29 protein-coding genes and 1 pseudogene are annotated in these 26,388 nt (G+C 70.3%); 16 read left to right on the forward strand and 14 right to left on the reverse strand.

Annotated elements, in window-relative coordinates:
* Positions 1-3: 3 nt before the first annotated feature.
* The gene (locus OG588_RS45480; RefSeq protein WP_405952397.1) at positions 4-954 is read right to left on the reverse strand and encodes an NADP-dependent oxidoreductase; all 951 of its coding nucleotides are present in this window, start codon (positions 952-954) and stop codon (positions 4-6) included.
* Positions 955-1,025: 71 nt separating this feature from the next.
* On the opposite strand from OG588_RS45480, the gene OG588_RS45485 reads away from it, so the two are divergent.
* Both OG588_RS45485 and OG588_RS45490 read left to right on the forward strand, forming a co-directional pair.
* Positions 1,026-1,973: a GlxA family transcriptional regulator gene (locus tag OG588_RS45485; RefSeq protein WP_405952398.1), complete on the forward strand. Its 948-nt coding sequence runs from the start codon at positions 1,026-1,028 to the stop codon at positions 1,971-1,973.
* Between the two features lie 57 nt (positions 1,974-2,030).
* Positions 2,031-2,858, forward strand: coding sequence for a hypothetical protein (locus OG588_RS45490; protein WP_405952399.1), 828 nt, complete (start codon positions 2,031-2,033; stop codon positions 2,856-2,858).
* A 7-nt stretch (positions 2,859-2,865) separates the two neighbouring features.
* On the opposite strand, the gene OG588_RS45495 is transcribed toward OG588_RS45490, so the two are convergent.
* Positions 2,866-3,429 carry a TetR/AcrR family transcriptional regulator gene (locus tag OG588_RS45495; RefSeq protein WP_405952400.1) on the reverse strand — a complete coding sequence of 188 codons (564 nt, stop codon included), beginning with the start codon at positions 3,427-3,429 and terminating at the stop codon, positions 2,866-2,868.
* Complete coding sequence (locus OG588_RS45500; protein WP_405952401.1) at positions 3,426-3,788, reverse strand: DUF1304 domain-containing protein; 363 nt, start codon at positions 3,786-3,788, stop codon at positions 3,426-3,428. The genes OG588_RS45495 and OG588_RS45500 overlap by 4 nt, the downstream gene beginning before the upstream one ends.
* Positions 3,789-4,047: 259 nt before the next feature.
* Here OG588_RS45500 and OG588_RS45505 point away from each other — a divergent pair, with 259 nt between their 5' ends.
* Genes OG588_RS45505 through OG588_RS45525 form a run of 5 tightly spaced genes read left to right on the forward strand, consistent with a single transcriptional unit; the run spans position 4,048 to position 8,425 of the window.
* Positions 4,048-5,793, forward strand: coding sequence for an ATP-binding protein (locus tag OG588_RS45505; RefSeq protein ID WP_405953382.1), 1,746 nt, complete (start codon positions 4,048-4,050; stop codon positions 5,791-5,793).
* On the forward strand, positions 5,790-6,200 hold the full coding sequence (locus OG588_RS45510) for a roadblock/LC7 domain-containing protein (RefSeq protein WP_019057749.1): 411 nt from the start codon (positions 5,790-5,792) through the stop codon (positions 6,198-6,200). Before OG588_RS45505 ends, OG588_RS45510 begins: the two co-directional genes overlap by 4 nt.
* Positions 6,197-6,568 (forward strand): DUF742 domain-containing protein, encoded by a 372-nt coding sequence (locus tag OG588_RS45515; RefSeq protein WP_019057750.1) that lies wholly within the window; start codon positions 6,197-6,199, stop codon positions 6,566-6,568. Before OG588_RS45510 ends, OG588_RS45515 begins: the two co-directional genes overlap by 4 nt.
* A complete protein-coding gene (locus OG588_RS45520) occupies positions 6,549-7,175 on the forward strand; it encodes a GTP-binding protein (RefSeq protein WP_405952402.1) in 627 nt (208 codons plus the stop codon). The genes OG588_RS45515 and OG588_RS45520 overlap by 20 nt, the downstream gene beginning before the upstream one ends.
* A complete protein-coding gene (locus tag OG588_RS45525) occupies positions 7,172-8,425 on the forward strand; it encodes a cytochrome P450 (RefSeq protein WP_405952403.1) in 1,254 nt (417 codons plus the stop codon). The genes OG588_RS45520 and OG588_RS45525 overlap by 4 nt, the downstream gene beginning before the upstream one ends.
* 102 nt (positions 8,426-8,527) lie before the next feature.
* Here the strand turns inward: OG588_RS45525 and OG588_RS45530 are convergent, their stop codons facing one another.
* The 3 genes from OG588_RS45530 to OG588_RS45540 all read right to left on the reverse strand — a co-directional run bounded on the left by OG588_RS45530 (position 8,528) and on the right by OG588_RS45540 (position 12,861).
* On the reverse strand, positions 8,528-9,541 hold the full coding sequence (locus OG588_RS45530; RefSeq protein WP_405952404.1) for a terpene cyclase: 1,014 nt from the start codon (positions 9,539-9,541) through the stop codon (positions 8,528-8,530).
* A gap of 178 nt (positions 9,542-9,719) precedes the next feature.
* The gene (locus OG588_RS45535) at positions 9,720-11,351 is read right to left on the reverse strand and encodes an amidohydrolase (protein ID WP_405952405.1); all 1,632 of its coding nucleotides are present in this window, start codon (positions 11,349-11,351) and stop codon (positions 9,720-9,722) included.
* Between the two features lie 22 nt (positions 11,352-11,373).
* Positions 11,374-12,861 carry an APC family permease gene (locus OG588_RS45540; protein ID WP_405952406.1) on the reverse strand — a complete coding sequence of 496 codons (1,488 nt, stop codon included), beginning with the start codon at positions 12,859-12,861 and terminating at the stop codon, positions 11,374-11,376.
* 129 nt (positions 12,862-12,990) lie between these two features.
* On the opposite strand from OG588_RS45540, the gene OG588_RS45545 reads away from it, so the two are divergent.
* On the forward strand, positions 12,991-13,710 hold the full coding sequence (locus OG588_RS45545) for a TetR/AcrR family transcriptional regulator (RefSeq protein ID WP_405952407.1): 720 nt from the start codon (positions 12,991-12,993) through the stop codon (positions 13,708-13,710).
* Between the two features lie 101 nt (positions 13,711-13,811).
* Here OG588_RS45545 and OG588_RS45550 read toward each other — a convergent pair.
* From OG588_RS45550 to OG588_RS45560, 3 genes and pseudogenes are all read right to left on the reverse strand, one after another.
* Positions 13,812-14,725 (reverse strand): annotated as a pseudogene (locus OG588_RS45550) (IS701 family transposase).
* Between the two features lie 131 nt (positions 14,726-14,856).
* A complete protein-coding gene (locus OG588_RS45555; RefSeq protein ID WP_405952408.1) occupies positions 14,857-15,561 on the reverse strand; it encodes an SMI1/KNR4 family protein in 705 nt (234 codons plus the stop codon).
* Between the two features lie 106 nt (positions 15,562-15,667).
* Positions 15,668-17,104 (reverse strand): hypothetical protein, encoded by a 1,437-nt coding sequence (locus tag OG588_RS45560; RefSeq protein ID WP_405953427.1) that lies wholly within the window; start codon positions 17,102-17,104, stop codon positions 15,668-15,670.
* 168 nt (positions 17,105-17,272) lie between these two features.
* On the opposite strand from OG588_RS45560, the gene OG588_RS45565 reads away from it, so the two are divergent.
* Positions 17,273-17,665, forward strand: a complete 393-nt coding sequence (locus tag OG588_RS45565) for a VOC family protein (RefSeq protein ID WP_405952409.1) — start codon at positions 17,273-17,275, stop codon at positions 17,663-17,665.
* 66 nt (positions 17,666-17,731) lie between these two features.
* Here OG588_RS45565 and OG588_RS45570 read toward each other — a convergent pair whose 3' ends face one another.
* Positions 17,732-18,034 carry a DUF4235 domain-containing protein gene (locus tag OG588_RS45570; protein ID WP_405952410.1) on the reverse strand — a complete coding sequence of 101 codons (303 nt, stop codon included), beginning with the start codon at positions 18,032-18,034 and terminating at the stop codon, positions 17,732-17,734.
* A gap of 119 nt (positions 18,035-18,153) precedes the next feature.
* On the opposite strand from OG588_RS45570, the gene OG588_RS45575 reads away from it, so the two are divergent.
* On the forward strand, positions 18,154-19,182 hold the full coding sequence (locus OG588_RS45575; RefSeq protein WP_405952411.1) for a cation diffusion facilitator family transporter: 1,029 nt from the start codon (positions 18,154-18,156) through the stop codon (positions 19,180-19,182).
* Positions 19,183-19,260: 78 nt separating this feature from the next.
* On the opposite strand, the gene OG588_RS45580 is transcribed toward OG588_RS45575, so the two are convergent.
* Complete coding sequence (locus tag OG588_RS45580; protein ID WP_405952412.1) at positions 19,261-19,710, reverse strand: nitroreductase family deazaflavin-dependent oxidoreductase; 450 nt, start codon at positions 19,708-19,710, stop codon at positions 19,261-19,263.
* Positions 19,711-19,907: 197 nt separating this feature from the next.
* Between OG588_RS45580 and OG588_RS45585 the strand changes: the two genes are divergently transcribed.
* The 3 genes from OG588_RS45585 to OG588_RS45595 all read left to right on the forward strand — a co-directional run bounded on the left by OG588_RS45585 (position 19,908) and on the right by OG588_RS45595 (position 21,973).
* Positions 19,908-20,366 carry a nuclear transport factor 2 family protein gene (locus OG588_RS45585; protein WP_405952413.1) on the forward strand — a complete coding sequence of 153 codons (459 nt, stop codon included), beginning with the start codon at positions 19,908-19,910 and terminating at the stop codon, positions 20,364-20,366.
* Positions 20,367-20,529: 163 nt separating this feature from the next.
* The gene (locus OG588_RS45590) at positions 20,530-21,753 is read left to right on the forward strand and encodes a cytochrome P450 (RefSeq protein WP_405952414.1); all 1,224 of its coding nucleotides are present in this window, start codon (positions 20,530-20,532) and stop codon (positions 21,751-21,753) included.
* 13 nt (positions 21,754-21,766) lie between these two features.
* Positions 21,767-21,973: a ferredoxin gene (locus OG588_RS45595; protein ID WP_266865761.1), complete on the forward strand. Its 207-nt coding sequence runs from the start codon at positions 21,767-21,769 to the stop codon at positions 21,971-21,973.
* Positions 21,974-22,106: 133 nt separating this feature from the next.
* Here the strand turns inward: OG588_RS45595 and OG588_RS45600 are convergent, their stop codons facing one another.
* A complete protein-coding gene (locus OG588_RS45600) occupies positions 22,107-22,985 on the reverse strand; it encodes a sigma-70 family RNA polymerase sigma factor (protein ID WP_405952415.1) in 879 nt (292 codons plus the stop codon).
* Between the two features lie 80 nt (positions 22,986-23,065).
* On the opposite strand from OG588_RS45600, the gene OG588_RS45605 reads away from it, so the two are divergent.
* Positions 23,066-23,743, forward strand: coding sequence for an FMN-dependent NADH-azoreductase (locus OG588_RS45605; protein WP_405952416.1), 678 nt, complete (start codon positions 23,066-23,068; stop codon positions 23,741-23,743).
* A 2-nt stretch (positions 23,744-23,745) separates the two neighbouring features.
* Here the strand turns inward: OG588_RS45605 and OG588_RS45610 are convergent, their stop codons facing one another.
* A complete protein-coding gene (locus OG588_RS45610) occupies positions 23,746-24,297 on the reverse strand; it encodes a TetR/AcrR family transcriptional regulator (protein ID WP_405952417.1) in 552 nt (183 codons plus the stop codon).
* Positions 24,298-24,420: 123 nt separating this feature from the next.
* Here OG588_RS45610 and OG588_RS45615 point away from each other — a divergent pair, with 123 nt between their 5' ends.
* A complete protein-coding gene (locus tag OG588_RS45615) occupies positions 24,421-24,879 on the forward strand; it encodes a DUF1348 family protein (protein WP_405952418.1) in 459 nt (152 codons plus the stop codon).
* Between the two features lie 29 nt (positions 24,880-24,908).
* Positions 24,909-25,433, forward strand: a complete 525-nt coding sequence (locus OG588_RS45620; protein WP_405952419.1) for a flavoprotein — start codon at positions 24,909-24,911, stop codon at positions 25,431-25,433.
* Here OG588_RS45620 and OG588_RS45625 read toward each other — a convergent pair.
* A complete protein-coding gene (locus OG588_RS45625; protein ID WP_405952420.1) occupies positions 25,430-26,284 on the reverse strand; it encodes a hypothetical protein in 855 nt (284 codons plus the stop codon). The genes OG588_RS45620 and OG588_RS45625 overlap by 4 nt on opposite strands.
* Between the last annotated feature and the right edge of the window lie 104 nt (positions 26,285-26,388).

Genomic DNA, 26,388 nt, shown 5'->3' on the forward strand with positions numbered 1-26,388 from the left:
CGGTCAGTCGACCGTCAGCACCAGCTTGCCCGCGGTGCGGCCGGTGCCGCCGAGCGCGTGTGCCTCGGCGGCATCGGCCAGCGGGAACGTCTTGGCGATCGTCGCGCGCAGCTTGCCCGCCTCGACGAGTTCCGCGATCGACTCCATGTCGGCGCGGTCGGCGTCGACGAGCATCCGGACCGCCCGCACACCGAGCCGCTCGGCCTCCTCGTAGAAGTCCGGCTTGCCCATCGGCACGATGGAGACCACGATCCCGCCCGGCCGCAGCACCCGCAGCGACTTGAGCGCGGTCTCGCCGCCGAGCATGTCCAGGACGACGTCCACGTCCTTCACGGCCTCGCTGAAGTCGGTCTCCCGGTAGTCGATCGCCTCGTCGACACCGAGTTCCCGGAGGAAGTCGTGCTTGGCCGCGCTCGCCGTGCCGATCACATACGCGCCGCGCGCCTTGGCGATCTGCACGGCCACATGACCGACCCCGCCGGCCGCCGCGTGGATCAACACCCGCTGACCGGGCTGGACTTGGGCGTTCTCGACCAGCGCCTGCCACGCGGTCAGCGAGACCAGGGGGAGCGCACCCGCCTGGATGTGGTCGATACCGGCGGGCTTGTGGACGAAGGCGCGGGCGGGGGCGGCGACGTACTCGGCGTGCGAGCCGTGGCCCCACGGGTAGGACAGCATCCCGAAGACCTCGTCGCCGGGTGCGAGACGGGCGACACCGACGCCGACGGCCTCGACGACGCCGGAGACGTCCCAGCCGAGGGTGAACGGCGGTTCGCCGAGGAAGCCGCCGGTGGCCCGGTGCTTCCAGTCGGTGGGGTTGAGCCCGGCGGCGTGGACCCGGATCAGGATCTCGTTGGCGCGCGGCGCGGGCCGCTCGACCTCGGCGACTTCGAGGACCTCGGGACCACCGAGGGCGTTCTGCGTGATGACTCGCATGGTGTTCACAGTGCTCATGGTCAGTCAGCCTGCCGGGTCCCGCACGACAAGGAAATGGCACGATGGCCAACCTTCGATAGAATCGTGCCATGCAGCATGTGGAACGGGTCGTGGTCCTGGCGCTCGACGGCGTCTACCCCTTCGAGCTGGGCATCCCCAGCCGTATCCTCGGCGCGGCCGACGGCCGCTACGAGGTGCTGACCTGCACGGTCGACGGCCGCCCGGTGCGCACCAACGCCGACTTCTCGGTCGCGGTGGAGCACGGCCCCGAGATCCTCGAAACGGCGGACACGGTCGTGGTCGCCTCCATGGCGACCCCGCGCATCCCTGAGGGGCTGCCCGCCGAGATCGCCGCCGCCCTCGCCCGGATCCGCCCGGACGCGCGGATCGTCTCGATCTGCACGGCCGCCTTCGTGCTCGCCGCCGCCGGTCTCCTCGACGGCCGCCGGGCCACCACCCACTGGCAGGTCGTCGACCGTTTCCGGGCCCTGTATCCGCAGGTCGACCTGGACCCGGACGTGCTCTTCGTCCACGACGGCCGGATCCTCACCTCCGCGGGCGCGGCCTCCGGAGTCGACATCTGCCTGCACATCGTGCGCACGGACCACGGCAGCGAACTCGCCAACGCGGTCGCCCGCAGCTGCGTCGTCCCGCCGTTCCGCGACGGCGGCCAGGCCCAGTACATCCAGCAGCCGGTGCCGGACTGCGGGGTCACCAGCACGGCCGCCACCCGCGACTGGGCCCTCACCCGCCTCGACGAGCCCCTCGCCCTGACCGACCTCGCCCGGCACGCCGGAATGAGCCTGCGCACCTTCGCCCGCCGCTTCAACGACGAGGTGGGCCTCAGCCCCGGCCGCTGGCTGATCCAGCAACGCGTCGCCCGCGCCCGCGACCTCCTGGAGGCCAGCGACCTGTCGGTCGACCAGATCGCAGGCCGCGTCGGCTTCGCCACGGGCGCGTCCCTGCGGCAGCATCTGCACGCGGCGATCGGGGTCTCCCCACAGGCGTACCGGCGGACGTTCCAAGAAGCCCGCTGAACCCCAACGTTTCGGCCCGCCCGTGCGTCGTAGGAACAAGACGCGAAGGGGCAGCACATGCGCAGAGGTCTGGCAGGGGTCGCCGTACTGGTGGCCGTGACGGCAGTGGGATGCGGCACGGACGACGGGAAGGACGTCGTGGTCGCGGGCACACCGCCGGCCACGCCCTACGTCGGACCCCTGTACGTGTCGGCCACCGGCTCCGACAAGTCGGGTGCCGCGGGCCGGGCGCTGGAGTGCGACGGCGCGATGTACGAGGGCGGTGGCGCCGACGCATGGAGCAAGGGCGACGGCGGCAAGACCCCCGAGGGCGGCCTGCGGGCGTACTTCGACATCGAGCAGCCGGACGTGCCACGCACGGGCTACCGCGTCGAGCGCAAGGCGGACGGCCGCGTCCTGTTCTCCTACGACGTCGACGGCCGCACGAAGGTGGCCGTCGTCGTCGCCAAGGACCGTAAGAACAGGCCGGGTTGGGGCCCGGAGACCAGCGCTTCCTGCGACCCGGCCGAACTCCCGGAGAGTTTCACCAAGGCGCACGGATACGAGATCTGGACCGGCAAGGACGGGAAGCGGGTGGCGACCACGGTGGTGAGCAGTTCGGTCGGTGCCGCGCACTGCGACTGGCAGAAGGCGCACTTCCTGCAGATCGGCGAAGGCGTGAAGGGGAGGCTGTACGCCCGCGATCCTGACAAGGTGCTCCCTTCCCAGATGCTCACCGCCCCCTACGACGGTGACGTCCGCATGCCGGCGGGTGCCCACGACACCGGATACCGGTACCGCGACTGGCAGTTGTGGCTCACCGCCGACGCGTCGAAGGCGTACGTGCGCACACCGGACGGCGTGGAGGCCTGGCCCGCGGTCAAGACGGGCGAGGGCTGCCTTTGAGCGTCCGTCACCGGCTCATGTGCAGGGCGACCAGCAACTGCCATACCTGGTCGGCGATTTCCTCCGCCGTGCCCTCCAACAGCCCGTGCAGCCAGTCGGCGAGGACCCCGCCGAAGGTCCCGGCGACGGCCGAGGCGATCAGCGGGGCGTCCGCCGCGCCCGCGAGTTCGCGCTCGCGGAGGCTGTAGGCGCGCAGGTCCCGGTGCAGCACCCGGCCGAGCGGGCCGCCGCCGCCCGGGCTCAACAGGGCGCGGTACAGGGCCGCGTGGGGGAGCAGCCCGGCGAAGAACTCCGGCAGCGCGGGCGGCGCGTGCACCGGGTCGGGCCGCCCGCGCCACGCGTGCAGTGCCTCCACGGCCTCCCGTACGACGTCCGCGCAGGCGTCGACGGCAAGCGCTTCCAGCCCGTCGTAGTGGACGTAGAAGGTGGCCCGGCCGACCCCCGCCCGGCGCGCCAGGGCGGTGACGCCGACCTCCTCCAGGGAGTGTTCGGCGCACTCGTCGAGGAGGGCCTGGCGCAGCCGTGCCCGGGTGCGGGCGGCCCGCCGGTCCTCGGGCTCGGCGCGGCTCACCGGGCGATCAGGACGGCGGCCAGGGCCACCGCGCCGGGCAGCGCCTGGGCGAACAGGATGCGCCGGTTCGCCGTCACCGTGCCGTAGACGCCCGCGATCACGACGCAGCTCAGGAAGAACACCTGGGCGCGGAAGCCGGTCGGGTCGGCGGCGATCAGGCCCCAGATGAGACCCGCCGCGAGGAAGCCGTTGTACAGGCCCTGGTTCGCGGCCAACGGCGCGGTGGCTCTTGCCATGCCGGGGTCGAAGCCGTGCAGCCCGCGCCCGGGCTTCTTCTCCCACAGGAACATTTCGAGCACCAGGATGTACAGGTGCAGCGCGGCCACCAGCCCCACCAGCACGTTCGCGAGCGTTTCCATGATCGATCGACTCCTCGTCAACTTGGACAGGTGTCTACTATAACTGGACACCTGTCCATGTTCAGACTTTCCGGAGCGTGACGGAACCCTCACTTCCGCACCGCCTTGAGGTTGATCTTTTACGGTTCAAACCCGATAAGCTCCCGTGCGGCGCAGCGAGTTGACGTGGTCGAAACGGGTCGGCTCCTGGTGCGTCCTCCCGAGTGCGGTCTGTCCTCGCACACCCCCATGTTCGTTCGTGTCGCTTCGAGGGATGCAGATGGAACTCGCCACTCCGCCACCGGCGGCGCGGGCCCCTGTCGCCTGGTACAGCTGGTGGCTGATGCCGCTGGCCTTGGGGGGTGGGACGGTCGCCGCCACGTTCATGAGCCCGGAGCGAATAACCGCGACCGTGGCCGGAGCGGTGGCCACGGCGGCCAGTGCCGTGTGCGTACGACTGCTCGTCCGCACCCGGGCCCAACTGCGCCGTTCCGAAAGCGGTTTCCGCACCTCGCAGGCCGAGCACTCCCAGCAGTGGCAGCAGCATGTGGCGGGCCTGGAGCGGAAGTTCAGCGCCGAACGCGCCACACTGGAGGCGCAGCTGACCGAGCACTCCGGCGCCTACGAGACCCGGCTCGCCGATCGGTCCCATGCCTATGAAGGTCAACTCGCCGAGCAGGCGCGGGCGTTCGAGGAGCGGCTGACCCAGCAGGCCGCGTCCTACGAGGCGCAGCTCGCCGACCAGGCCGAGGTGTGGCAGGAACAGCTCGCCCACCAGCTCGGCGCCGTGGCCAGGCTCGCCGACGAACAACTCCCGAACGCGCTTAAGCAGTTGCGCGCGGGTGACTCCATCGACGACCTGCTGCCGGCCGCCAACCAGTGCGCGAAGGTCAGCGCCGAGCTCCAGGCCGAACTACGCAAGGTGCTGCGGATCTCGCTCATCGGTGTCGAGGAGGAGTTCGACCGCTCCACCGCCGCCGAGCAGGCCGTCATCAGCATCGGCAACCGCATCCACGTACTGACCAGCAAGCTCCGCGGCCGACTGCACGAACTCCAGGGCGAGCACGGGCGGTTGCCCGCCGTCGCCAGTGGTCTGATGGAGCTGGACCAGGAGATCGGCCCCGCCGACTGTCTCGCCGCGAGCGTCGGTGTGCTCGGCGGCTCGGACCGCCCCGGCCGGCAGTGGCAGGAACCGCAGCGACTGCTCAGCGTGGTACGCGGCGGCATCGGCCGGATCAAGGACTTCCACCGCGTCGACGTACGCCAGCTGCCCGAACTCGGCGTCGACGGCGGCCTGGTGGACCACCTCACGCTGATCTTCGCCCACCTCCTGGACAACGCGGCCCGCTACTCGCCGCCCACCGAGCCGGTCATCGTCTCCGGCAAGGAGGTACCGAACGGCGTCGGCATCGAGATCCAGGACTCCGGCAAGGGCCTGAGCGAGGAGTCCAAGCGCGAGGCCGAACACGCCCTCGCCGGCACCGGCGCGGGTCCCGGACTCGGCGGTGTCTCCGAGGACGCCAGCATCGGCCTGCGGGTCGTCGGCACCCTCGCCCGCCGCTACGGCATCCGCGTCACCTTCGCGGACTCACCCTGGCTCGGCACCTCAGTGGTCGTCGTGGTCCCGCACAAGTACTTCAGCCGGCTGCCCGCGGCGGCCGTGACCGGCACCCCCTCGTTCCAGGCCGCTGCGACGGCCGCGACCGAGGAAACGAGCCCTGGCACCGCCGTCGCGCAGAGCCCGGCCGAGACCGCCGGGGCGGCGGACACCACACCCGGCGGGCTGCCCAGGCGCCGTAGCAAACGCGGCGAGACGGTGCGGCCCCAAGCGGCCGAACGTGCCGAGCGCGCCGAACGTGCCGAGCGGACCGGGGAGATGGCCGTCTCCGTGGTTCCGCCCGACGCCTCCTTCACCGGCCTGGCGGCCTTCGCCAACGCCGGACGGGAGACCCCGGGGGAGGAACCGGCGTTCGCAGGCCGCGAGTTCACCGAGCACAGCACGGAAGAGAGCGACGAGTCCACATGACGCAACAGGGAACCGACGTGAGCTGGGCGCTCCGCGATCTGGTGGAGAGCATCCCGGAGATCCGCTTCGCCCTCGTGGCCTCCAGCGACGGCAAGGCGATCACCTCCTTCGGTGCGGAGGACCCCGACGACGTGGACCGCTTCGCGGCCGTGGTGGCCGGCCTGCAGGCGCTGGCCCAGCCGGTGGCCGAGCAATTCCCCAAGTACGCGGGGCAGTTGCGGCTGGCGATGATAGAGGTCGACGGCGGCCATCTCTTCGTCGTCCGCGCGGGTGTGGAGACGTATCTCGGCGTGCTGGCCCGGGAGGGCCTCGACCAGGGCCTCCTCGGACACCAGATGCGGGACCTGGCCCGCAGGATGGGTGAACTCCTCGGCACCACCGCGCGCCTGGAGGAGCACTCTGGATGAGTGCTCCCCGCCGGCCAGTCGACCCCTCCGGTCTGGAGCGTTACTACGTCCTCACCGGAGGGCGCAGCGGACCGGGCGGTTCGGCGTCGAGCCTCGACGTGGCGACTCTCATCGTCTCCCGCGCCGCGCCCGTACCGGGCATGCAGCACGAGCACGAGGAGATCCTCCGGCTGTGCCGCGAGCCGCTGTCGGTGGCCGAACTCGGCGCCTACCTCGGACTGCCCTTCAACATTCTCGCGGTGCTGCTGGCGGACCTGCTGGAGGCGGACCGCGTCGAAGCCCGTGACCCCATCCCGGCGCACGACGCCGGTCGCGGGCCCGACCTCGCGCTCCTTGAGGAGGTACTCAGTGGACTTGAAAGGCTTTGACCAGCCCGGCTTCGGCACCCTGGAGGCAAGCGTCGACAAGGGGGGCACCCGCTCGGTGAAGGTGATGATCGCCGGCGGTTTCGGCACCGGGAAGACCACGATGGTCCGCTCGGTCAGTGACATCAAGCCGCTCACCACCGAGGAGACCCTCACCCAGGCGAGCGCCGGAGTCGACCACCTCATCGGGGTCACCGACAAGACGGAGACCACCGTCAGCCTCGACTTCGGCAAGATCCGCCTCAACGACGAGCTGGTCCTCTACCTGTTCGGGACGCCCGGCCAGGAGCGGTTCTGGTTCCTGTGGAACGGCCTGTTCAAGGGCGCGCTCGGCGCGGTGGTCCTCGTCGACACCCGCCGCCTCTCCTCCAGTTTCCGCGCGATCGAGGAGATGGAACGGCAGGACGTCCCGTTCGTCATCGCGCTGAACGTCTTCCCCGACTCACCGGAGCATCCGGTCGACGAGATCCGGGACGCCCTGGACCTCTCCCCGGACATCCCGGTCGTGGCCTTCGACGCCCGCGACCGCTCCTCCAGCCGTGACGTACTGGTCGCGCTGATACGGCACTTGAAGGAACGCTCGGCCGTCGTCGCACTGGAGTCCCGATGACCGACCAGACCTTGAACGGTCCCGCTGCCCCGCGCGGCTGCCCCGTCGCCCACGGGTCGACTGACGACCTCACGCGACTGTACGGGCCGGATGCGGCGACCGACCCGCGCGGCATCTACGAGCGGCTGCGCGAGCAACACGGCTCTGTGGCACCGGTGTTGCTCGAAGGGGACGTGCCCGCCTGGCTGGTCCTCGGGTACCGCGACAACCGGCGGGTGCTGGACAGTCCCCGGCAGTTCACCCGGGACGCGCGGATCTGGCGGGACTGGCGCGAGGGGCGGGTGCCGGACACCTCGCCGATCATGCCGATGGTCGGGTGGCGGCCGGACTGTGTCTCCCAGGACGGCGAACCGCACCGTCGGCTGCGGGGCGCGGTGACCGACGGGCTGTTGGCGGCGGCCGGGCGGGGGGTCCGGCGGCACGCAACTTACTTCGCCAACAAGCAGATTGACGCGTTCGCGGGTGCCGGGCGCGCCGATCTGGTGGCTGACTATGCCGAGTATCTGCCGATGCTTGTGCTGACTCGCATTCTGGGGCTTCCTGCGGCGGACGGGAGCCGGCTGGTGGAATCCAGTGCGCAGGTTCTCAAGGGTGGAGAGGACGCCCTGCTGCACAACGACCGCATCATCGAGATCCTCGGTGAACTCGCCGAGCGCAAGCGGGCCGAGCCGGGGTCTGACTTCACCACCGCGTTGATCGAACATCCGGCTGGGCTCGATGCGGAAGAGGTCGTCATGCATGTGCGGCTTGTGCTGATCACCGCGCACACGACTACCAGCAACTTGTTGGCTCGGGTGTTGCAGCGGATCCTTACCGATACCTCTCGGCTTTCCGGGCTGGTCAGTGGGCAGTTGACTGTCTCGGCCGTTGTCGAGGAAGTCATGTGGGACAGCCCGCCGTTGGCCGTCATGCCGGGGCGGTTCGCTACGGCGGATCTTGAGCTCGGGGGGCACCGGATCGCGGAGGGGGATCTGCTCGTTCTTGGGCTCACCGCGGGGAATGTCGATCCGGAGGTTCGGCCTGGTGCGGGGGTGTCCGTGCAGGGCAATCAGTCGCATCTGGCGTTCAGTTCGGGGCCGCACGAGTGTCCTGGGCAGAGTATTGGGCAGGCGATTCTTGAGGTCGGGGTGGATGTGTTGCTGCATCGCCTGCCGGGGTTGCGGTTGGGAGTGGGAGCTGAGGAACTGACTTCTACGGCATCTACGTGGGAGTCTCGATTGGATCGGCTGCCAGTTGAGTTTGCCCTGTGAGTCGGTAGTACTTCGTGTGCGGGCCGGTGGGGGCTGGTCGCGCAGTTCCCCGCGCCCCTAAAGAAGCTGCCCGACCCCTGGCCGGGCAGCTTGCCCCCGCTTTCAGACCGCCAACAAGTCGTCCACCGAACCCTTGCTCGCCAACTCCGTCTTCTTCTCCGCGTATCTGCCCGACACCGGCGCCCACTCGTAGTTGCCGTTGATCCAGTGCTGGATGGCCTCCACGCCCTGCTGCACCCGGCGGCGTTCGTCCTCGTTGAGGGTCAACTCGTCGCATATCTGGGGGACTTGGGCCTCCAGGGCGAGGTACTCGGTGAGGCAGGCGTTCGTCATGCGGTAGGCCTCTTCGGCTGCTGCTTCCCAGGACAGGGCGCGGTCCCGGTGGAGTGCGGCTATGAGGTTGTGGCCGTCGCCTCGGCGGCGTTCGCGTTCGAAGGAGTGGATGTCGTTCATGAAACCGATGGTGTCGGCGGCGAGGTCACGCATGCGTTCCATCAGCGGGTGTGCCTGCACCTGAGCCGGAACCCCGAAGCCCCGGCTGCGTTCGCCGGCGTCGATGCTGTGATGGATGCCGACCGTACGGCGCCGGAACTCCGTGTACTCGTCGAGGTCCAGCGTGCCCGCGATGCCCCGGGCCGCCAGGTCGAGCTCCTCGCAGTGCGCCACCAGGAACCGGCCCCAGGACGCCGCGAACCGGGTTCGCCAGGTCAGGGACATGCCATCCGAAAGGTGGTTCCACACCTGCGCCCAGGCCACGGTGATCGGGCAGACCACCCGGGGCCTGCTGCCCGCCGGACGCAAGGGTGTGACGATCAACTCCCTTGCCACGTCCAGTATTCGGTCGGCGCGGTCGGGTTGGCTCGCGTCGAACTGGTCGTCGAAGAGGAACGCCAGCGAGAACCAGTTCATCAGGACGACCATGTCCGCGGCCGACGCGTGCGGATAGGTGCGGGCCGCGGCCTGCGGCAGATCCCGCGACCGGTACTTCTCGAACCCGGCCTGGCTGCGCACCAGGCCCATGTCCCAGATCCAGCGCAGATGGCGGGCCCGTGCGTACTCCAGATGGTCGCTGACGGGGGTGTCGAAGGGGAGGTCGAAGGTGACGTCCTGAGGCATGCGCTTCCTTTCGGGAGACGGAACACTGAGTCTCCCCACTGCGAGCGGGCGGTCCGTTCGACCGCCCACACCCTCGAACTGCGCTTCGTGGTGCGAAAGTTGGTCCCACAAGCGCTTACGAGGCTGCCCAGAGCCTAGATGATCTACAGCGCGCCCCGATCGTGATCCCCGTTCCTGTTCACGCCTCCTGAGCTGCGTACACTCCCGTCCCGCCCACATAAGTAAGCGCTACCTGCGTCTCCGCGATCTCCTCCGGCGGAGCGGCGAACGGATCGCGGTCCAGGACCACCAGATCCGCCAACGCCCCCGCCGCGATGCGGCCCGTGTCGTCGAGGTGGTTCGCGTATGCCGAACCCGCGGTGTACGCCGTGATCGCCGCCGCGAGATCGAGGCGCTCGCCCGGCAGGAACACCGGTCCCATGCCCCCGGGTTCGACCCGGTTGACCGCGACATGGATGCCCTGGAGCGGATCCGGACTGCTCACCGGCCAGTCGCTGCCCGCCGCCAGCGTGGCCCCGGACCGCAGCAGCGCCCCGAACGGGTACTGCCACAAGGCCCGTTGGGGCCCGAGGAACGGAATCGTCAGCTCGTCCATCTGCGGTTCGTGCGCGGCCCAGAGTGGTTGGATGTTCGCCACCGCGCCGAGGCGTGCGAAGCGCGCCACGTCGTCCGGGTGCACCACCTGAAGGTGTGCCAGGTGTGGTCGGGTGTCGCTCGTCCCGTTCGCGGCTCGTGCCGCTTCTACGGCGTCCAGCGCATCCCGCACCGCCCGGTCGCCCAGCGCGTGGAAGTGGCACTGGAAGCCGAGCGCGTCCAACTCGGTCACGTAGGCGGGGAGTTGCTTCGGGTCGATGAAGCTGGTGCCCCGATTGGCCGTGGCACAGCCGCACTTGTCGAGGTAGGGGTCGAGTAGGGCGGCCGTGCCGGTCTCTGCGACTCCGTCCAGCATCAGTTTCACGCTGCTCGCGCGGAAGCGGCCGTGGCTCAACTCAGCCCGCCGTTCGACGAGTTCGGGGATCTGCTCGGCCCCTCGCTCCCGGTCCCACCACAGTGCGCCGACCACGCGTGCGGTGAGCGAGCCGTCCCGGGCGGCGGCGAGATAGGCGTCCGACGGGTTGTCCATCCCGAGGAACTCCCCGACCAGCGCGTCCTGCCAGGCCGTGATGCCGAGCGCGTGCAGATGCCGCTGGGCGTGCAGCAGTGCGGCGAGGCGGTCGGCCTGGGTGGCCGGTGGCGTGAGTCGGCCGACCAGTTGCATCGCCCCTTCCTGGAGCGTCCCGGCAGGTTCACCCGACGCGTCCCGCTCGATCCGCCCGTCGACCGGATCGGGCATGTCCCTTGTGATGCCCGCGAGTTGGAGGGCCCGACTGTTCACCCAGGCCCCGTGATGATCCCGGTTGGGCAGATACACCGGCCGGTCCGGTACGACCGAGTCCAGCAGCTCCTTCGTCGGCGTACCCCCCTCGAACGCCTCCATCGACCACCCGCCCCCGGTGATCCACTCCCGCTCCGGATGCGCGTCGGCGTAGGCCCGTACAGCGGCGATGGTGTCCTCAGCCGTCTTGGCCCGCGTCAGATCGCACTGGGTCAGCTCAAGCCCCGCCGGCACCGGATGCACATGCGCGTCCTGGAACCCGGGCAAGAGCAACCGCCCCGCCAGATCGACGACTTGGGTACGCGGGCCGGCGAGCTCGTGCACCTCGGCATGGCCCACGGCGGTGATCCGGTCGCCGGTGACGGCCACGGCGGTCGCGGTACGGCCCTCCGGGGTGAGGACAGGGCCGTTGGTGAAGAGGAGGTCTGCGTGCATGGTTCGTATCCTTGCGGGGTTGTCAGGAGGTGGCGAGCAGCTGCGGGGCGTCGGCGTCCGTGCCTTCGCCCGAGTGGAAGTACGGCGACCTGCGCACCCACTTCGCCCACGCGGCGGCCAGGAAGCCGGACGCGATCATGGCCAGCGGGGTGAGCAGCAGGAACCAGCCGTTGTCCGCGCTGACTTCGAGGTGATCGGTGGACGTGTAGAAGGACCAGCAGAGGTAACCGCCCAGTGCCAGAAGGGAGATGGCGCTCAGTGTGGGCAGTACGACCGCGCGTACGCCCTGCCGCCAGTCCTCCCGGAGGAGAGCGCGGAAGCGGACGGCGGCGGCCAGGGCGGTCAGGGCGTAGGAGAGCGCCACGACGATCCCCACTGCGTTCACCGTGGCCATGATCATGTCGGCGAGGCGGGGTATCACCAGCGCGAGTGCCGCAACCGCCGTTGCCAGCGCGCCGATCAGCAGGGTGCCGAGGGCCGGAGTGCCGTAGCGGGCGCTGACCTTGCCCCAGATCGGGCCCAGCGTGCGGTCGCGGCTCATCGCGAACATGCCTCGGGCGGTGGGGATGACGCCGGCCTGGAGTGAGGCGACCGCCGAGAACATCAGGGCGACCAGGGGGAGCGCGGCCAGGGGCTGGGAGGCCAGGCGGTCGCCGAAGTACGCCAGGCCCTGGGCGCCGTGGCCCGCCAACTCGCCCTCGGACAGCACCCGTTGGAAGGCGATCGAGCCGAGCAGGAACAGGCCCAGCATGGTCACCAGGGTGATGAGCCCGGCCCGGGACGCGTCGCGTGGGTCGCGTACCTCCTCGTTCACGGTGAACGCGGCCTCGAATCCCCAGTAGCAGAACACCGAGAGCAGCAGGCCCTGCGCCAGCGCCGACGCCGAGGGGATCGCGAACGGGTCGAACCAGCTCAGGCTGAAGGCGTGCGGGCCGGTGACGATGCCGTAGCCGCAGAAGCCGAGCAGGACGACGTACTCGAAGATCAGCAGTCCGGTCTGGAGGCGGGCGGCGGTGCGGACGCCGGTGACCGCGGTGAGCGTGACGGCGATCAGGATCACGATGCCCACGGCGGTTGTCTGGGCCGTCGAGCCCGGGTCGAGGGTGAGGCCGCCCGCCTCGTGGACTCCGGCCTCCCCGGCGAGCTGGATCATGGCCGAGCCGGTGACCGCCGTGGTGTACGCGAGGAACGCGATCGTCGCGACGATGTTCACCCAGCCGACCAGGAAACCGAGCCACGGAGTGAGTGAACGGCCCACCCACACATAGCCGTTGCCCGCGTTCGGCTCGACCTTGTTCAGTCGGGAGTAGGCGCCCGCGATGCCCAGGATCGGCAGGAACGCGAGCAGCATGATGGCCGGCAGATGCAGCCCGACCACCCCGGCGGTCACGCCCAGACCGATGCCGATGCTGGTGGTCGCGGCCGTGCTGGACGCGGCGATGGCGACGCCGTCCAGCAGACCGAGGGATTTGCGCAGTGCGGGCCCCGACGGGGGTGGCGTCTCGTTCATGGCGTGCTCTCCGCTCGCACCGGGGGGCCCGAACGGCCCCGGTGAACGCACATGAAACTGCCCGCGCACTTAACAGGTCAACGGTGTTGTCATAAGGTGCGGGCACAGGAGCAGCGAGGAGGTCGTCGTATGAGTGAGCGTGTCGTCCCGGCCGCCGACCGGCGGCGCAGGCGCCCCACCAAGCAGGGCGTCGTGCTGTCCGAGGAACTGATCGTCGAGACCGCGCTGCGACTGATCGAGGAGCACGGCACCGAGGCCCTGTCCGTGCGCCGCCTCGGCCGCGCCCTGGGCGCCGACCCCAGCTCCCTGTACCGCTACTTCCGGCACACCGACGACCTGATGCTGGCCGTCGCCGACGAACTGATCGGCCGGACGCTGCGCACCTGGCGGCCCAGCGGCGACTGGCTCGCCGACCTGCGGGACCTCGGCCTGCGCGTGCACGCCGGGGCGCTCGCGCATCCACGGGCGGCGGTGCTCAGCTCGTACCGGGTGACCGGGCGGGTGTACGAGATCCAGGCCGTGGAGGCGATCCTCGGGGTGCTGCGCGGGGCCGGGTTCCCCGATGTCGAGGCGGTGCGGATCTACCACGCCTACGTCGACCAGGCCCTCGCGTTCGGTGCCCTCGACTCCGCGAACACGGCGCTGCCGCAGCCGGCCCGCGAGGCGGAGACGGCCGTATGGCAGGCGACGTACGCGCGGTTGCCCGCCGACACGCATCCGCACATCGCGGCCACGGCCCGCCACCTCGTGGCCACCATGCGGCACAGCTCCTACCCGGCCGCCCTGGATCTGCTGCTCAGCGCGGCGGCGGCGCGGCTCGCCGAGATTCGTGCGGCGGGGGAGGGCTGAGACCTCTCTCCGCGAGCGGCGCAAGGCTCCCTGTAAGCGGTGCGTGGCTTTCTACGCGGCGCGCGGCTTCCTACTAGTACTCCAGCCGTAGTTCGTGATCTTCATGTCTGCGCTGCTTGCCGTCGGTAGTGGCTGGCGCGGGATCGGGCCTGGTGGCAGCGTCGCCAGGACTTGTGGCGGCGGACCTGGTGCTCGTCCAGTGCGGCCAGGCCCTTTCCGGACTGGAAGAACTCCTCCACTCGCCATCTTGATCCAGCCACCCGCACCAGCTCGGTCAGCGGGACCGGCCCGGGCGAGTAGCAGCGGTGGTAGGCAAGTTCTCCGGTGCCGCGGTTGCGGCGGATCCCACGCGGAACTTCCCTGCTCTGGTGGTGACTTCGTGCGAGCAAGCCACCGCGAGGACGTAACCGATGCCACGTTCCTCCAGCGCGGTCCGCAGCCTGGTGTTGCCTCCGTAGACCTCGTCGCCCGCGACCCGTGCGGCCCGGTGGCCGGCGTCCAGGAACCGGGTGACCATCCGGGCGGCCAGTTCCGGCTTGGTGGCGAAGGAGGTCTCCTCGGGCAGGCCCGCGGCCCGGGAGCCGTCGGAGTCGGTGGTCCACGAACGGGGAACGTAGAGTTCCCGGTCCACCGCCGTATGTCCCCGCTCTCCTGCGTAGACCAGGTGGACGGCGACCTGGGCGCTCTCAATCCTGCCGGTGGTGCCGGTGTACTGGCGCCGGACGCCGACCGTGTGCGTGCCCTTTTTCACGTCGCCGGTCTCGTCGACCACCAGCACGGCCCGGTCGTCGTGCAGGTGCTCCACCACGTAGCCGCGCACGTCACCACGGACGGCGTCGGCGTCCCACTTGGCCCGGCCCAGCAGGTGCTGCATGCCGTCCGGGGTGGTGTCCCCGGCCCACTTCGTGATCGTCCAGCAGTTCTTTTGCGGGAGGTCCGACAGCAGACCGAGCACCAACTGCCGGACGCGACGGCGGGGTTCAACACGGGCGAACCGATCCGCGATCCGGCTCATCAGGCCCTCGAATGCCTCCTGCCAGCGGGCAGGATCTAGGCTGTCACCCGCGGCCACCGCGAGATCGTTAGTCTTCACACACCGATGATCAGGGGTGGCCGTTCCGTGCCTGCCACCATGAGTCTTGGACTCTACGAGTCGAACCAGCGAAACCAGATGGGCCTGCCTACGCCCGCGTGCCAGCTCTGGAAAGCGGTACGACGCTGTTCGGGCGTCGTCAACGACTCCTCGTGGGCGAGCCAGTCCAGGTACCACTCCGCGAATGTCGCGGCTTGCCGGTCATCGTTGAGCAGCGGGTTCAAGCGATCGCACGTCGCACGCCCGTCGAACCACATGGTTCCTCGCATGGGCCCGCTGACCACGAGAAGCGTGTAGAAGCCGCAGCCGTCGTCTTTGAGAAAGACGGCCCCGGTGACCCGAGCGGCTTCGATCGCGTCCGCGGTCTCCCGCCAAGCGTCGTGAGCAGTTTGGTAGGCCGCATCGGAGATGTAGTCCTCCCGCTTAGGCTGGCTGTCCCACGCGTCCTCGCTCTCCGCCAGTGCGCTGTCATGGTCCGGAAAGGGGACATGAAGCTCGTTGTGGTCCTCATGCCGGGCACCGTCCCAATCCCAGCGCGAGCCGTTGAACTGCAGCTTCCGCACCCGGCCGCCCGCGCTGACACGCAGCAGGTACTGGCGGTAGTCCTCGGGGAACTCCACGCCGAACTGTTCCTCTGCCTGGCGCACCTGCGTCTCGCTCAGGACTTCCGGGAGACTTCGTCTGCCGAGGCCCATGCCGGGCCGCGCGTACAGAGCGACGGTCCGATCCCGCACCTCATCCCAGTTCACTGCCTGCATGCCCGGCAAGATAGCCGGTCAACCGACTACGGCGTCGGCTTGGCCCCGGCGCCTCAGAGCCACGACAGCAGCCCGGCTACGAAGATCACGATCTACGGCTGGAGTACTACGAGTGCGGGGCGAAGGCCGTCGTCGTGAAGGTCGCCCTGTTCGCGTTCGTCGTGCCGTCGGTGATCCACCAACGGGTGGGGAGCTTGCCGTAGGTGCCGAACTTCGTGTCCGCGCCCCAGTTGAGGATCAGTTCGTCCTTGCCGTCGCCGTTGAAGTCGGCGGCCCCCGCGGGGCGGGCGTGTCGCCACTTCGCCGGGATCGTCTTTCCGTCCGCCGTGGCGGGGCCTTCGCGCAGGACGCTGGTCCGCCGGGCCCCGTCGATGAGGGTGGCGCCCTCGTACGTGGCGACGAGGATGCCGTCACGGCCGTCGCCGTCCGGGTCGGCGCACACGTAGCCACCGGGCCCGTACTGGGTGCGCGCGGACTTCGGCGCCTGGGGGAGCCGGTAGGTCACCGGTGCGCCGCCGTCGCCGGGATACACGGCGAGCGAGCCGTCGACATCGGCCGGCTCGGTCTCGAAACCGGGTTCGTCGCTACGGCTGCCGTCGTCGCCGACCGCCACATCGCGCTGCCCGTCGCCGTCGAAGTCACCGAACGCGTGGGCGTTGCCGGTCCTCAACTGTCGCCCGGTGGATGAGAGTTGCGAACCTCGGCGGGCCGTGTAGAGCGTGTTGCCGGACTGTTCGCCGTCGCTCACCGCGTGCATCAGGAGCGAGGTCGCGCGCGGTGTGCCGGACGGGGCGACGGCGTCGGCGGTGAGATCGCCGTCCGCCCAGGGGAGACTCGTGTCGGTGCGGGCGGGGGCGCCCGAGCGTGTGAAGGGGCCGTACATCACCACCAGGGACGAACGGTTGTACGCGAACCCGGCGAGGTCGTGGTGCCCGTCGCCGTCGAAGTCGCCGCGCACCAGGGACTGGACGCCCAACTTCGTTGCGCTCTGCGGCAGTTGGATCGGGGTGGCGGAGGTCTTTCCCTTCGGACCGCCGGGGCCACCCCACGCGATGTACGGGACGGTGCGCGGGGCGACGACGTTGTTGTCCGACGTCATCGCGCCCTGGACGGTGGTGACGAAGTCCGGGAAGCCGTCGCCGTCCAGATCGGCCGTGGTGAGGTCGGCTGCGGACAACGAGCCCTTCGGGGCGAGGAGTTGTCTGCCGGGTTCGGGCAGGCCCAGGTCGGTGCGGCCGTAGACCGTGCGTGTCGACGGGTCGAGGCCCTTGACCGATCCGTAGACCACACCCACCCGTTCGTCGACGGCGCCGTCATCGCCGCCGACGACGATCGGCACCACGAGGTCGCGGTGCCCGTCGCCGTTGATGTCGTCGGGGTCCTTGGAACCCTTGCCCGGAGCGGGAGTTCGGCTCGCGGCGGCCGTCGTCGGCTCCCCCGAGGAGGGCGACGACTCGCGGGCGGTGGTGCCGCTGCCGCATCCGCTGAGCGGAGCGAGCGCGGTGCAGACGGCGACGGTCACTACGGCGATACGAGGCTTCACCCGTCTCACTCTTACATCCCGCGTCCCACCCGAACCAGGAAAGCCGTGCGGTTGTTGCGCGTTCGTTGACCGACGCCGGTCGTCGGCATCAACTGGCCGAACCGGGATATCCGTTGGGTGCGTGGCAACCGGAACCGCCCCTTGCGCGCCTGAATCCTCGGAGGACCCATGGCACTCGTGAACGCTAGCTTCGTGGTGCTCGACGCGCTGGAGCCGGAGAAACTCGCCGTGTTCTACACGGAGTTGCTCGACGGCGAGCAGACCGACATCACGCTCGACCAGGTGGAGATCAGGGGTGCCGACGGGACCCGGCTGGCGTTCCGCCGCGACCTCGGCGCCACCCCGCCGAGCTGGCCGCGCGCCGAGAACAACCAACAGGTGCACCTGGACTTCCTGGTGGAGGACATGGACGAGGCCGAGCGCAGGATCGTCGGACTCGGCGGGCGCCCGCTGGAGACCAAGGACATGCCGGGCCCGTTCGCGGAGCGCGTGTACGCGGACCCGGCCGGTCACTCCTTCACGCTGCGCCCGGTGCCGCCGACGGCCGCCGACCAGGGCTGAGCGACTTCGTTCCAGGCCGCCCCGGTCGCCAGTGCCCCACCCCCGGCCGCCCTGGTCCCAACTGACCTACTCCCGGCCGTTCTTGTCCTTCGCCGGCCAGATCCCGGTGGAGCGTTCGATGGCCTTCGCGCCGGTGCGGTCCGCCGCGCTGCGCGCCACCGCGAAGAGGGCGCCCTGGAGCGCGGCGGCGAGCAGGATCTCGGCCCAGCCGCGGTCGCGGTCCAGCGGGTCGGGGGCGTGGTCCTCGTGCCGTACCGCTTTCCAAGCAGCGCGGAAGGCACGGCCGGCGAGGGCGCCGCTCACCAGGCCCAGGACGAGGCCGACGGGCTGGTAGACGAGGGGGAGTTTCTTCTTCTTGATCTTGGCCACGCGGATCTCCTTCTGTGGACGGGCGGCTCGGCACCGATGGGTCGGATCCCCGACGGTGTCACCGAAACCGGGGCTTCGGTAGAGGGTGTGAGCAGTGCTTTCAGGGGCAGTCGGCGTGGATGAGCGACACAGCTGCCGACCACGCATCCGACCGACCGACGGACCAGAAATCCGATGGCGCGACGGACCGTAAGACCCGGGTCACCATCCTTGTCGCCCTCGCCGCCAACCTGGTGATCGCGGCCGCCAAGGCCGTCGGCGGTCTGGTCGCGGGGTCGCCCGCACTCCTCTCGGAGGCCGCGCACTCGGTGGCCGACAGCCTCAACGAGGTCTTCCTCCTCGCGGCCCTGCGCCGCAGCCGCCGCCCCGCCGACCAGCGGCATCCCTTCGGCTACGGCAAGGAACGGTTCTTCTGGTCGCTGCTCGCGGCCGTGGGGATCTTCGTGATGGGCGCCTGCTTCTCCGTGTTCCAGGGCGTCGAGGCCCTGCGCGACGACGCGGAGGAGACGTCCACCGGCTATGTCGTCGGCCTGGTCGTGCTCGCCGTGTCCCTGATCGTGGAGGGCGTCTCCCTGCTGCGGGCCCTGCACCAGGTGCGCGCCCAGGGCGGCGGGAAGGACGCGTTGCGCGACCCGGCGCTGCGGACCGTGGTCGCCGAGGACGGCACGGCCGTGCTCGGCGTGACCCTCGCCATCATCGGCATGGCGCTGCACATGATCACCGGGCAGGTGGTGTGGGAGGCGTCCGCCTCGATCGCGATCGGCGCGCTCCTCGGCTACGTCGCCTACCGCCTCGGCCGCGACGCCCGCGACCAGCTCATCGGCGAGGCCGTCGACCCCGAACTCGGCGACAGGATCCGCTCGTTGCTGGCGGCCGAGCCCGAGATCGACAGCGTGGAGGCGCTGTTCACGATGCGGATGGGGCTCGACTCGACGATGGTCGCCGCCCGCATCGACCTCGTTCCCGGCATGGACAGTGAACGGGTCGAGGAGGTCTCCATGCGCATCAAGGAGTCCCTCGCCCGTGCGGTGTCCGAGACCGGCGAGATCTTCCTGGACATCACCGACCGGCCGGCGGCGGAGGAAGCCCTCGTCGCGGAAGAGGCAGCGGAAAGCCCCGCCGCGACGGGGGAGCGCGGCGGGGCCTGAACGTCGGATGCCCGACGGTCACCGGTTCATGCGCCCCGGAAACAAGAAAATTTCTCCGGGCCGGTCAGTCTCCGGTACTCAGCTTCCGGCGGCCGGTTCGAGGACGAACACGGGGATCTGCCGGTCCGTCTTCGTCTGGTACTCGGCGTACGGGGGATACGCGGCGACCGCTCGCTCCCACCACTCGGCCTTCTCGTCGCCGGTGACCTCGCGGGCCGTGAGGTCCCACTTCTGCGGTCCGTCCTGAAGCTCGACGTGCGGATCGGCCTCGATGTTGAAGTACCAGACCGGGTGCTTGGGAGCGCCACCCTGAGAGGCGACCACGGCATAGATCCCGTCGTGCTCGACACGCATCAGCGGGGTCTTGCGGATCTTCCCGCTCTTGGCACCCACGGTCGTCAGCAGGATGACGGGCAGACCGGTGTCCGCCAGCGTCGTCCCCTTGGTGCCGCCAGAGCTCTCGTACAGCTCGACCTGGTCGCGCACCCACTGCGACGGGCTGGGTTCGTACTCGCCCTGAAGAGGCATGTCATTCGTCCCATCTCGCGTTCTACGGCTGTCCAGCACCGAGATTCAACACCAGCCGGTGCCGGATTCATCCACACCGCGACTCTCTTCGGCCACGCCCCCTCCACCGGGTGACTACCTCGGAGGTAATCGCACCGGAACGGCCTCTCGGGCACAGTCGGCACCCCGAACGACCGCGGCCGAGAGAGAGCACGCCCATGTCCACGACCCCGACCACCCGCACCGTCGTAGAAGACCTGCTGCACCGGATCGGCCACGCCGAGCCCGAGCGTGTCGCGGAGTTGTACGCCGAGCACGTCGACTGGAGGCTCGACTGGCCCGAGGACGAGCACGGCCGTCCGGCCACCCCGTGGATTCGGCACCGTGCCACCCGCGCCGACGTCGCCGAGCACTTCCGTGAGCTTGCCGCGCATCATGTGCCGGGACAGGTGGGCACGGAGGTCGAGCGCATCCTGGTCGACGGCGAGGACGCGGCGGTGCTCGGCGAGATCCGGCTGGTCGCCAGGTCCACCGGACGGCCGTATCGCGCCAGGTTCGCCCTTCATCTCACCGTCCGGGACGGGGTGATCGTCCGTCATCACGTGTACGAGGACAGCCTCGCCGTGTCCCTGGCCTTCGCCCCGGCGGACGGCGGGACTCCGGTCGCGGGCGGGTGACGTCGGACCCGTCCCGCGACCGTGATCGTCGAGCCGGCCGGGGCCATCAGGTTCGGCCAGATTGTAGGTACCACCGATCTGGCCGAACTTAAGGTGGCCTCATAGGTGCCTCGGGCATCTAATGAAGATCGGCAAGACGCACTCTTCGTCTGCGAGGTCTTCCATGACGGATCTGACGGAACTGACGGCTCCGACCGACCTGCCCGAACCCGTCTCCTTCCCACAGGACCGCACCTGCCCCTACCACCCGCCCGCCGGCTACGACCCCCTCCGCGCCGCACGCCCGCTGACCCGCGTCACGCTCTACGACGGCCGCACGGCCTGGCTCGTCACCGGGCACGCCGCCGCCCGAGCGTTGCTGGCCGACCAGCGGCTGTCCACCGACCGCAGCCGGCCCGATTTCCCCGTGACCAACGAACGGTTCGCGGCGGTCCGGAACCGCAAGGTCGCCCTGCTCGGCGAGAACGACCCCCAGCACCGCACCAAGCGGCGGATGATGATCCCCGCCTTCACCGTCAAACGCGCCACGGCGATGCGGCCCGACATTCAGCGGATCGTCGACGAACTGCTCGACGCGATGATCGCCCAGGGTCCGACCGCCGACCTGGTGTCCGCGTTCGCGCTGCCCGTTCCCTCGATGGTGATCTGTGCGCTGCTAGGCGTCCCGTACGCCGACCACGAGTTCTTCGAGGCCCAGTCCCGGCGCCTGCTGCGCGGTCCGAAGGCCGAGGACAGCCAGGACGCCCGGGATCAACTGGAGGCGTATCTGGGCGAGTTGATCGACCGCAAGCAGCACAGTCCGGGCGAGGGGGTGCTGGACGACCTCGTCCGGGACCAGCTGAACGAAGGGGCGCTGGACCGCGAGGAGTTGATCTCCCTCGCGATCATCCTCCTCGTCGCGGGCCATGAGACGACCGCCAACATGATCTCCCTGGGCACCTACACGCTGCTGCTCCACCCCGAGCGGCTCGCCGAACTCCGGGACGATCCAGGGCTGTTGCCCGACGCGGTCGAGGAACTGATGCGGTCGCTGTCCATCGTGGACGGGCTGATGCGGCAGGCCCTTGAGGACATCGAGGTGGACGGCACGACGATCCGGGCCGGCGAGGGCGTGATCTTCTCGGCCGCGGTCATCAACCGCGACGAGGACGTCTACACCGATCCGGACACCCTGGACTGGCACCGGCCCACCCGTCATCACGTCTCGTTCGGCTTCGGCATCCACCAGTGCCTCGGCCAGAACCTCGCCCGCGCCGAACTGGAGATCGCCCTGCGCAGCCTCTTCGACCGGCTGCCCACGCTGAGCCTGGCTGTGCCGGCGGAGGAGATCCCCTTCAAACCCGGCGACACGATCCAGGGGATGCTGGAACTCCCCGTGACCTGGTAAGAGGCTGCGCTCCATGCACACGGAAATCCACATCGACAAAGACATCTGCATCGGGGCGGGCCAGTGCGCCCTCGCCGCCCCGAGCGTCTTCACCCAGGACGACGACGGCTACAGCACGGTGCTGCCGGGCAAGGAGGACACCGACGACCCGATGCTCAGGGAGGCGGCACGGGCCTGCCCAGTGAGCGCGATCACGGTGTCGGACAGGGCGGTGGGCTGAGCGGGGTACTCCGTAAGGGGAGGGCGGGCTGCCGGGCGACCGGTTCCCGAGCGCGGCGAAGGACTCGCTGGGCTGAGCGGTTCCTGAGGAGGCGGTGGCCGGCCCGCCGAGCCACCCCTCCAGCCCGCCCACCTCACCCCACCACCCCAAGCACCCCCACCTCAACTCTCCGCAGCCCCTCCCGCCCCGCGACCACCTCGTACGCGGCAACCCGCCCACCCTCGACCCTCACCCGGAGAGCCAACAACAACCGTCCCCCCGGCGCGACCACGAGACCCACGTCCCCGTCGACAAGGGCCACGGCCGCGAACCGCGTTTGGTGCCGCAGCAACACCGTCCCCTCCGCGACCGCCCGCGCACCCCGCAACTCGGCCCCCACGCCCGGCGGCAACACGGCGGGGTCGGCGTACCGGACGACATCGGGGGCGAGTACGTCGAGGAGCGCGCCGAGGTCACCGCCCCGCGCGGCGGACAGGAACGCCTCGACGACCTCCCGGTGCCGGTCGAGTGCGGCGCCCGGCACCACCGGCGTGCCCCGCACCTTGTGCCGGGCCCGGCTGGCGAGCTTCTTCGCGGCGGGCAGGGACCGGTCCAGGACCGCCGCGACGCTGTCGAACGGCACCGCGAACAAGTCGTGCAGCACGAACGCGACCCGCTCCGCAGGACCCAGCGTGTCCAGCACCACCAGCAGCGCGTGCCCCACCGATTCGGCGAGTACGGCCTCGTCCTCGGGCAGCTCGTCGGCGCTCGGCTCCGGCAGCTCGTCGCCGTAGGGATCCTCGCGTCGGGACGCGCGTGAGCGGAGCAGGTCCAGGCAGACGCGCGAGACGACCGTCGTCAGCCAGGCGGTGAGGTTGTCGATGCCGTCGCCGCCCGTACGGCCGAGCCGCAGCCAGGCCTCCTGCACCGCGTCGTCCGCCTCGCCGAGCGAACCCAGCATCCGGTACGCGACCGCCCGCAACTGCCCGCGCCGCTCCTCGAACCGCTCCGCCAACTCCTCGTGCCCCCGCATGGGTCACCTTTCCTCGCCGCGCTCCGTCACCTGTCCGACGTACACGAAGACGTAGACGAACCGACCGAGGTGACCACACCATGCTGCTGCACATCGACTCCAGCGCCGACACCGCCGCCGACTCCGTGACCAGGCAACTCACCGAGACCTTCGCGCGCACCTGGCACACCCCGCACGGCAGCACGGGGGACTACTGCCACCGCGACCTCTCCGCCGCGCCGGTGCCGCCGATCACCCCCGCCTACACCACCCTCGGCCGCCGGGTGGAACGCGAGGGATTCGTCCCGCCCGCCAAGGTCCCCGCGCTGATCGAGAGCGCCGCCGAGCGGCACGAGTGGGAGCTGACCCTGCCGCTGGTCACCGAACTGCTGGGCGCCGACACGGTGTTGCTCGGTGTCCCGATGTACAACTTCTCGGTGCCCGCGACCCTGAAGGCATGGATCGACCGCGTCACCTTTCCCGGGGCGCTGACCGACCCGGACACCGGCGAGAGCCTCCTGCGGCACACCCGCGTGGTCGCAGTGATGGCACGCGGGGGCGGATACGGACCCGGCACCCCGCGCGAACACTTCGACTTCCAAATGCCGTACCTGAAGGCCTACTTCGGCAACCTGGGCGTACCGCCGGAGAACCTCCACCTCGTCGCCGCCGAACTGACCCGGGTCGATGTCCTGCCTCAGTTGTCCGGCCTGGAGGCCCTGGCGGCGGATTCGCTCACCAGGGCCCGTGCCACGCTCACGGAACTCGCCGCAGCCTGACGTCAGTTGGCCCGCGACAGCGAACGGGCCGCCTCCCGGGCCTCCGCCGCCGGCTCCGCGCTGCCGGTGATGCCCGCCGTGACCATGGCCCCCTCGGCCAGCAGGAACAACTGCCCGGCGAGTACGTCGGCCAGCCCCGCGTCCGTCACGAGACCGGCGAGATAATCGCGGAACGCCCGCTTGTGCGCCCGCACTTGGGCCACCACGCGCTCCGAGGTCGCGCCGAGCTCGCCGTACGAGTTGATCCAGGCGCAGCCGCGGAAATCGGCCTCGCCGAACCACTCCTCCAGCCAGTCGAAGACGGCCGGAATCCGCTCCTGTGGATCATCGTGCCGCTCGACGTGTTCGGCGATGCGTCCGCGCCAGCGCAGGTCGCGCCGTTCGAGATACGCGACCACCAACTCCTCCTTCGCGGGGAAGAGTTGGTAGAGCCGCTTGAGGGAGAGTCCGGAGGCGGTGCGGACGGCGTCCATGCCGACGGCCTGGACGCCCCGCCCGTAGAACAGCTTCTCGGCGGCGTCCAGCGCCTGCTCCCGGGCGACTTCGCTGTCCATGGACCAGGCCCCTCCTTGACGTGAGAACGTGCGTTCTCTACGTTAGCAGCCACCTGGAGAACGCACGTTCTCCATCCTGTCTCACCTCACCTCATCCCACCCCGTTCCGCTCTGGAGACGACCATGGCCGACCGCCCTCCCCTCCCGCCCTTCACCCGAGAGACCGCGGCCCAGAAGGTCCAGGCCGCCGAGGACGCCTGGAACACCCGCGACCCGCAGCGGGTGGCGCTCGCCTACTCGGAGGACTCCGTCTGGCGCAATCGCGACACCTTCGTCACCGGCCGCGCCGAGATCGTCGAGTTCCTCACCGCGAAGTGGGCCCGCGAGCAGGATTACGCGCTGCGCAAGGACCTGTGGGCCTTCGACGGCAACCGCATCGCCGTCCGTTTCCAGTACGAGTGCCGGGACGCCGACGGGCAGTGGTGGCGGTCGTACGGCAACGAGCTGTGGGAGTTCGACGAGCACGGCCTCATGACCCGACGCGAGGCGAGCATCAACGACCTTGCCATCGAGGAGAAGGACCGGCGCGTCTTCGGGACCCGGCCGGACGAGGAGCGCGGGCGATCCTTTCCCCTTCAATAGGCTCCCCTCCGCTTCAGTAGGCTCGCCGGGTGACCGAACAGGACCCGAAACCCTTCCTCTACGTCGTCGTCTGCGCCGCCGGGATCGCCGTGGACGTCAGCAAACTGATCACCGCCGCGCAGGAGCGGGACTGGGAGGTCGGGGTCATCGCGACCCCGGTGGCGATGGGCGGCTTCTTCGACACGGCCGCCGTCGAGGCGCAGACCGGGCGCCCAATACGTTCGGCGTGGCGCACCCCCGGTGACCCGCGCCCCTTCCCGCCCCCGGACGCCGTGCTCGTCGCGCCCGCCACCTTCAACACCATCAACAAATGGGCGGCCGGTACGGCGGACACCCTCGCGCTCGGCACCCTCTGCGAGGCGTACGGTCTCGGTGTCCCTACCGTCGTACTCCCTTGTGTGGGCGAGGCGTTGGCCGCCCATCCCGCGTACCGGGCGAGCCTCGCACGGCTGCGCGAGATGGGCGTGCGGTTCGGGGAGCCGTACTCCGGCGAGGTCCAACCCGACGGCGGGCGGCCGGAGTTCGGCTGGGAGCGGGCGCTGGACCTGCTCTAGCCGCAGGTCACCGTCGGTCCCGCCAGCATGCCCCCGGTGTACAGCGCCTGGCCCTGCGGCATCCAGTAGCCCAGCTTCGAAACCACCGTGGAACAACGGGACTTGACGGCGACCTGGACCACCACCGTGTCCGGGTGCCCCGGCTGGAGATCGGTGAGCGCGCAGTCCAGGGCGTGCGGGAGCCGGGCCTGCGACGGGTGGCGGCCGACCAGCGGGTTGACGCAGCGCGGGTCGGACGTGGTCAGTTCCGCGCCCGTCCCTTCCTCCGCGATGAGGCCGAACCGCGCGCTGCCGTCGCCCTCGTCGCTGTGCCGGTGGACCGTGTACGTCAGCGTGGTCACCGAGTCGGGCCGCAGCGTGCTCCGGTCGACCTCGATGCTGTGCGTGGCCTTCGGCCTGGGCGCGGTCAGGGTCAGCGTGGCGTGGAGGGTGCCCCGCAGGTCCACGCCCTCGGGTGCGGATTGGACGCGCACGGTGGCCGTGAAGGCGTACGTCCCCGGGCCCGGATACTGGCCCGACCCGGGCAACGTGCCGGACGCGGCCGTCGCGCCGTCCCGCTCGGCGGTCCAGGTGCCCGAGGTGCGGCACGTGTACCGGACGGTCGACCGGAGCTGTCCGCAGGCCGCGGGAGCCGAGACCGCCATGGTCGGGGTGCCGCTGCCCGCGCACAGGCTGACCACGGCATGCTGGCCGCGTGCGCCGTGCAGGGTGCCCGCGGGCGTACACAGGGTCGACGGCGGCTCGGGCGGGGACGGCGCCGGGTCCGTGCCGCCCCACGCGGGCGACACCAGGGCGAGCGGCAGCAGGACCGCCCCCATCAGAATCCTCAGGCTGGTCGAACGTCTCGGCACCGCGTTCCTCCCGTACGGCCGCGACCGGCCGGGTGCCGGTCGCCTGCGCCGAGGATGCGGGACCCCGGTCGCCGCCCGGCCGCTCCCACGCCGGGCGGACGGGG

This window comes from Streptomyces prunicolor (assembly GCF_045162825.1).
In the GTDB taxonomy this organism is placed as follows: Bacteria; Actinomycetota; Actinomycetes; order Streptomycetales; family Streptomycetaceae; genus Streptomyces; species Streptomyces prunicolor.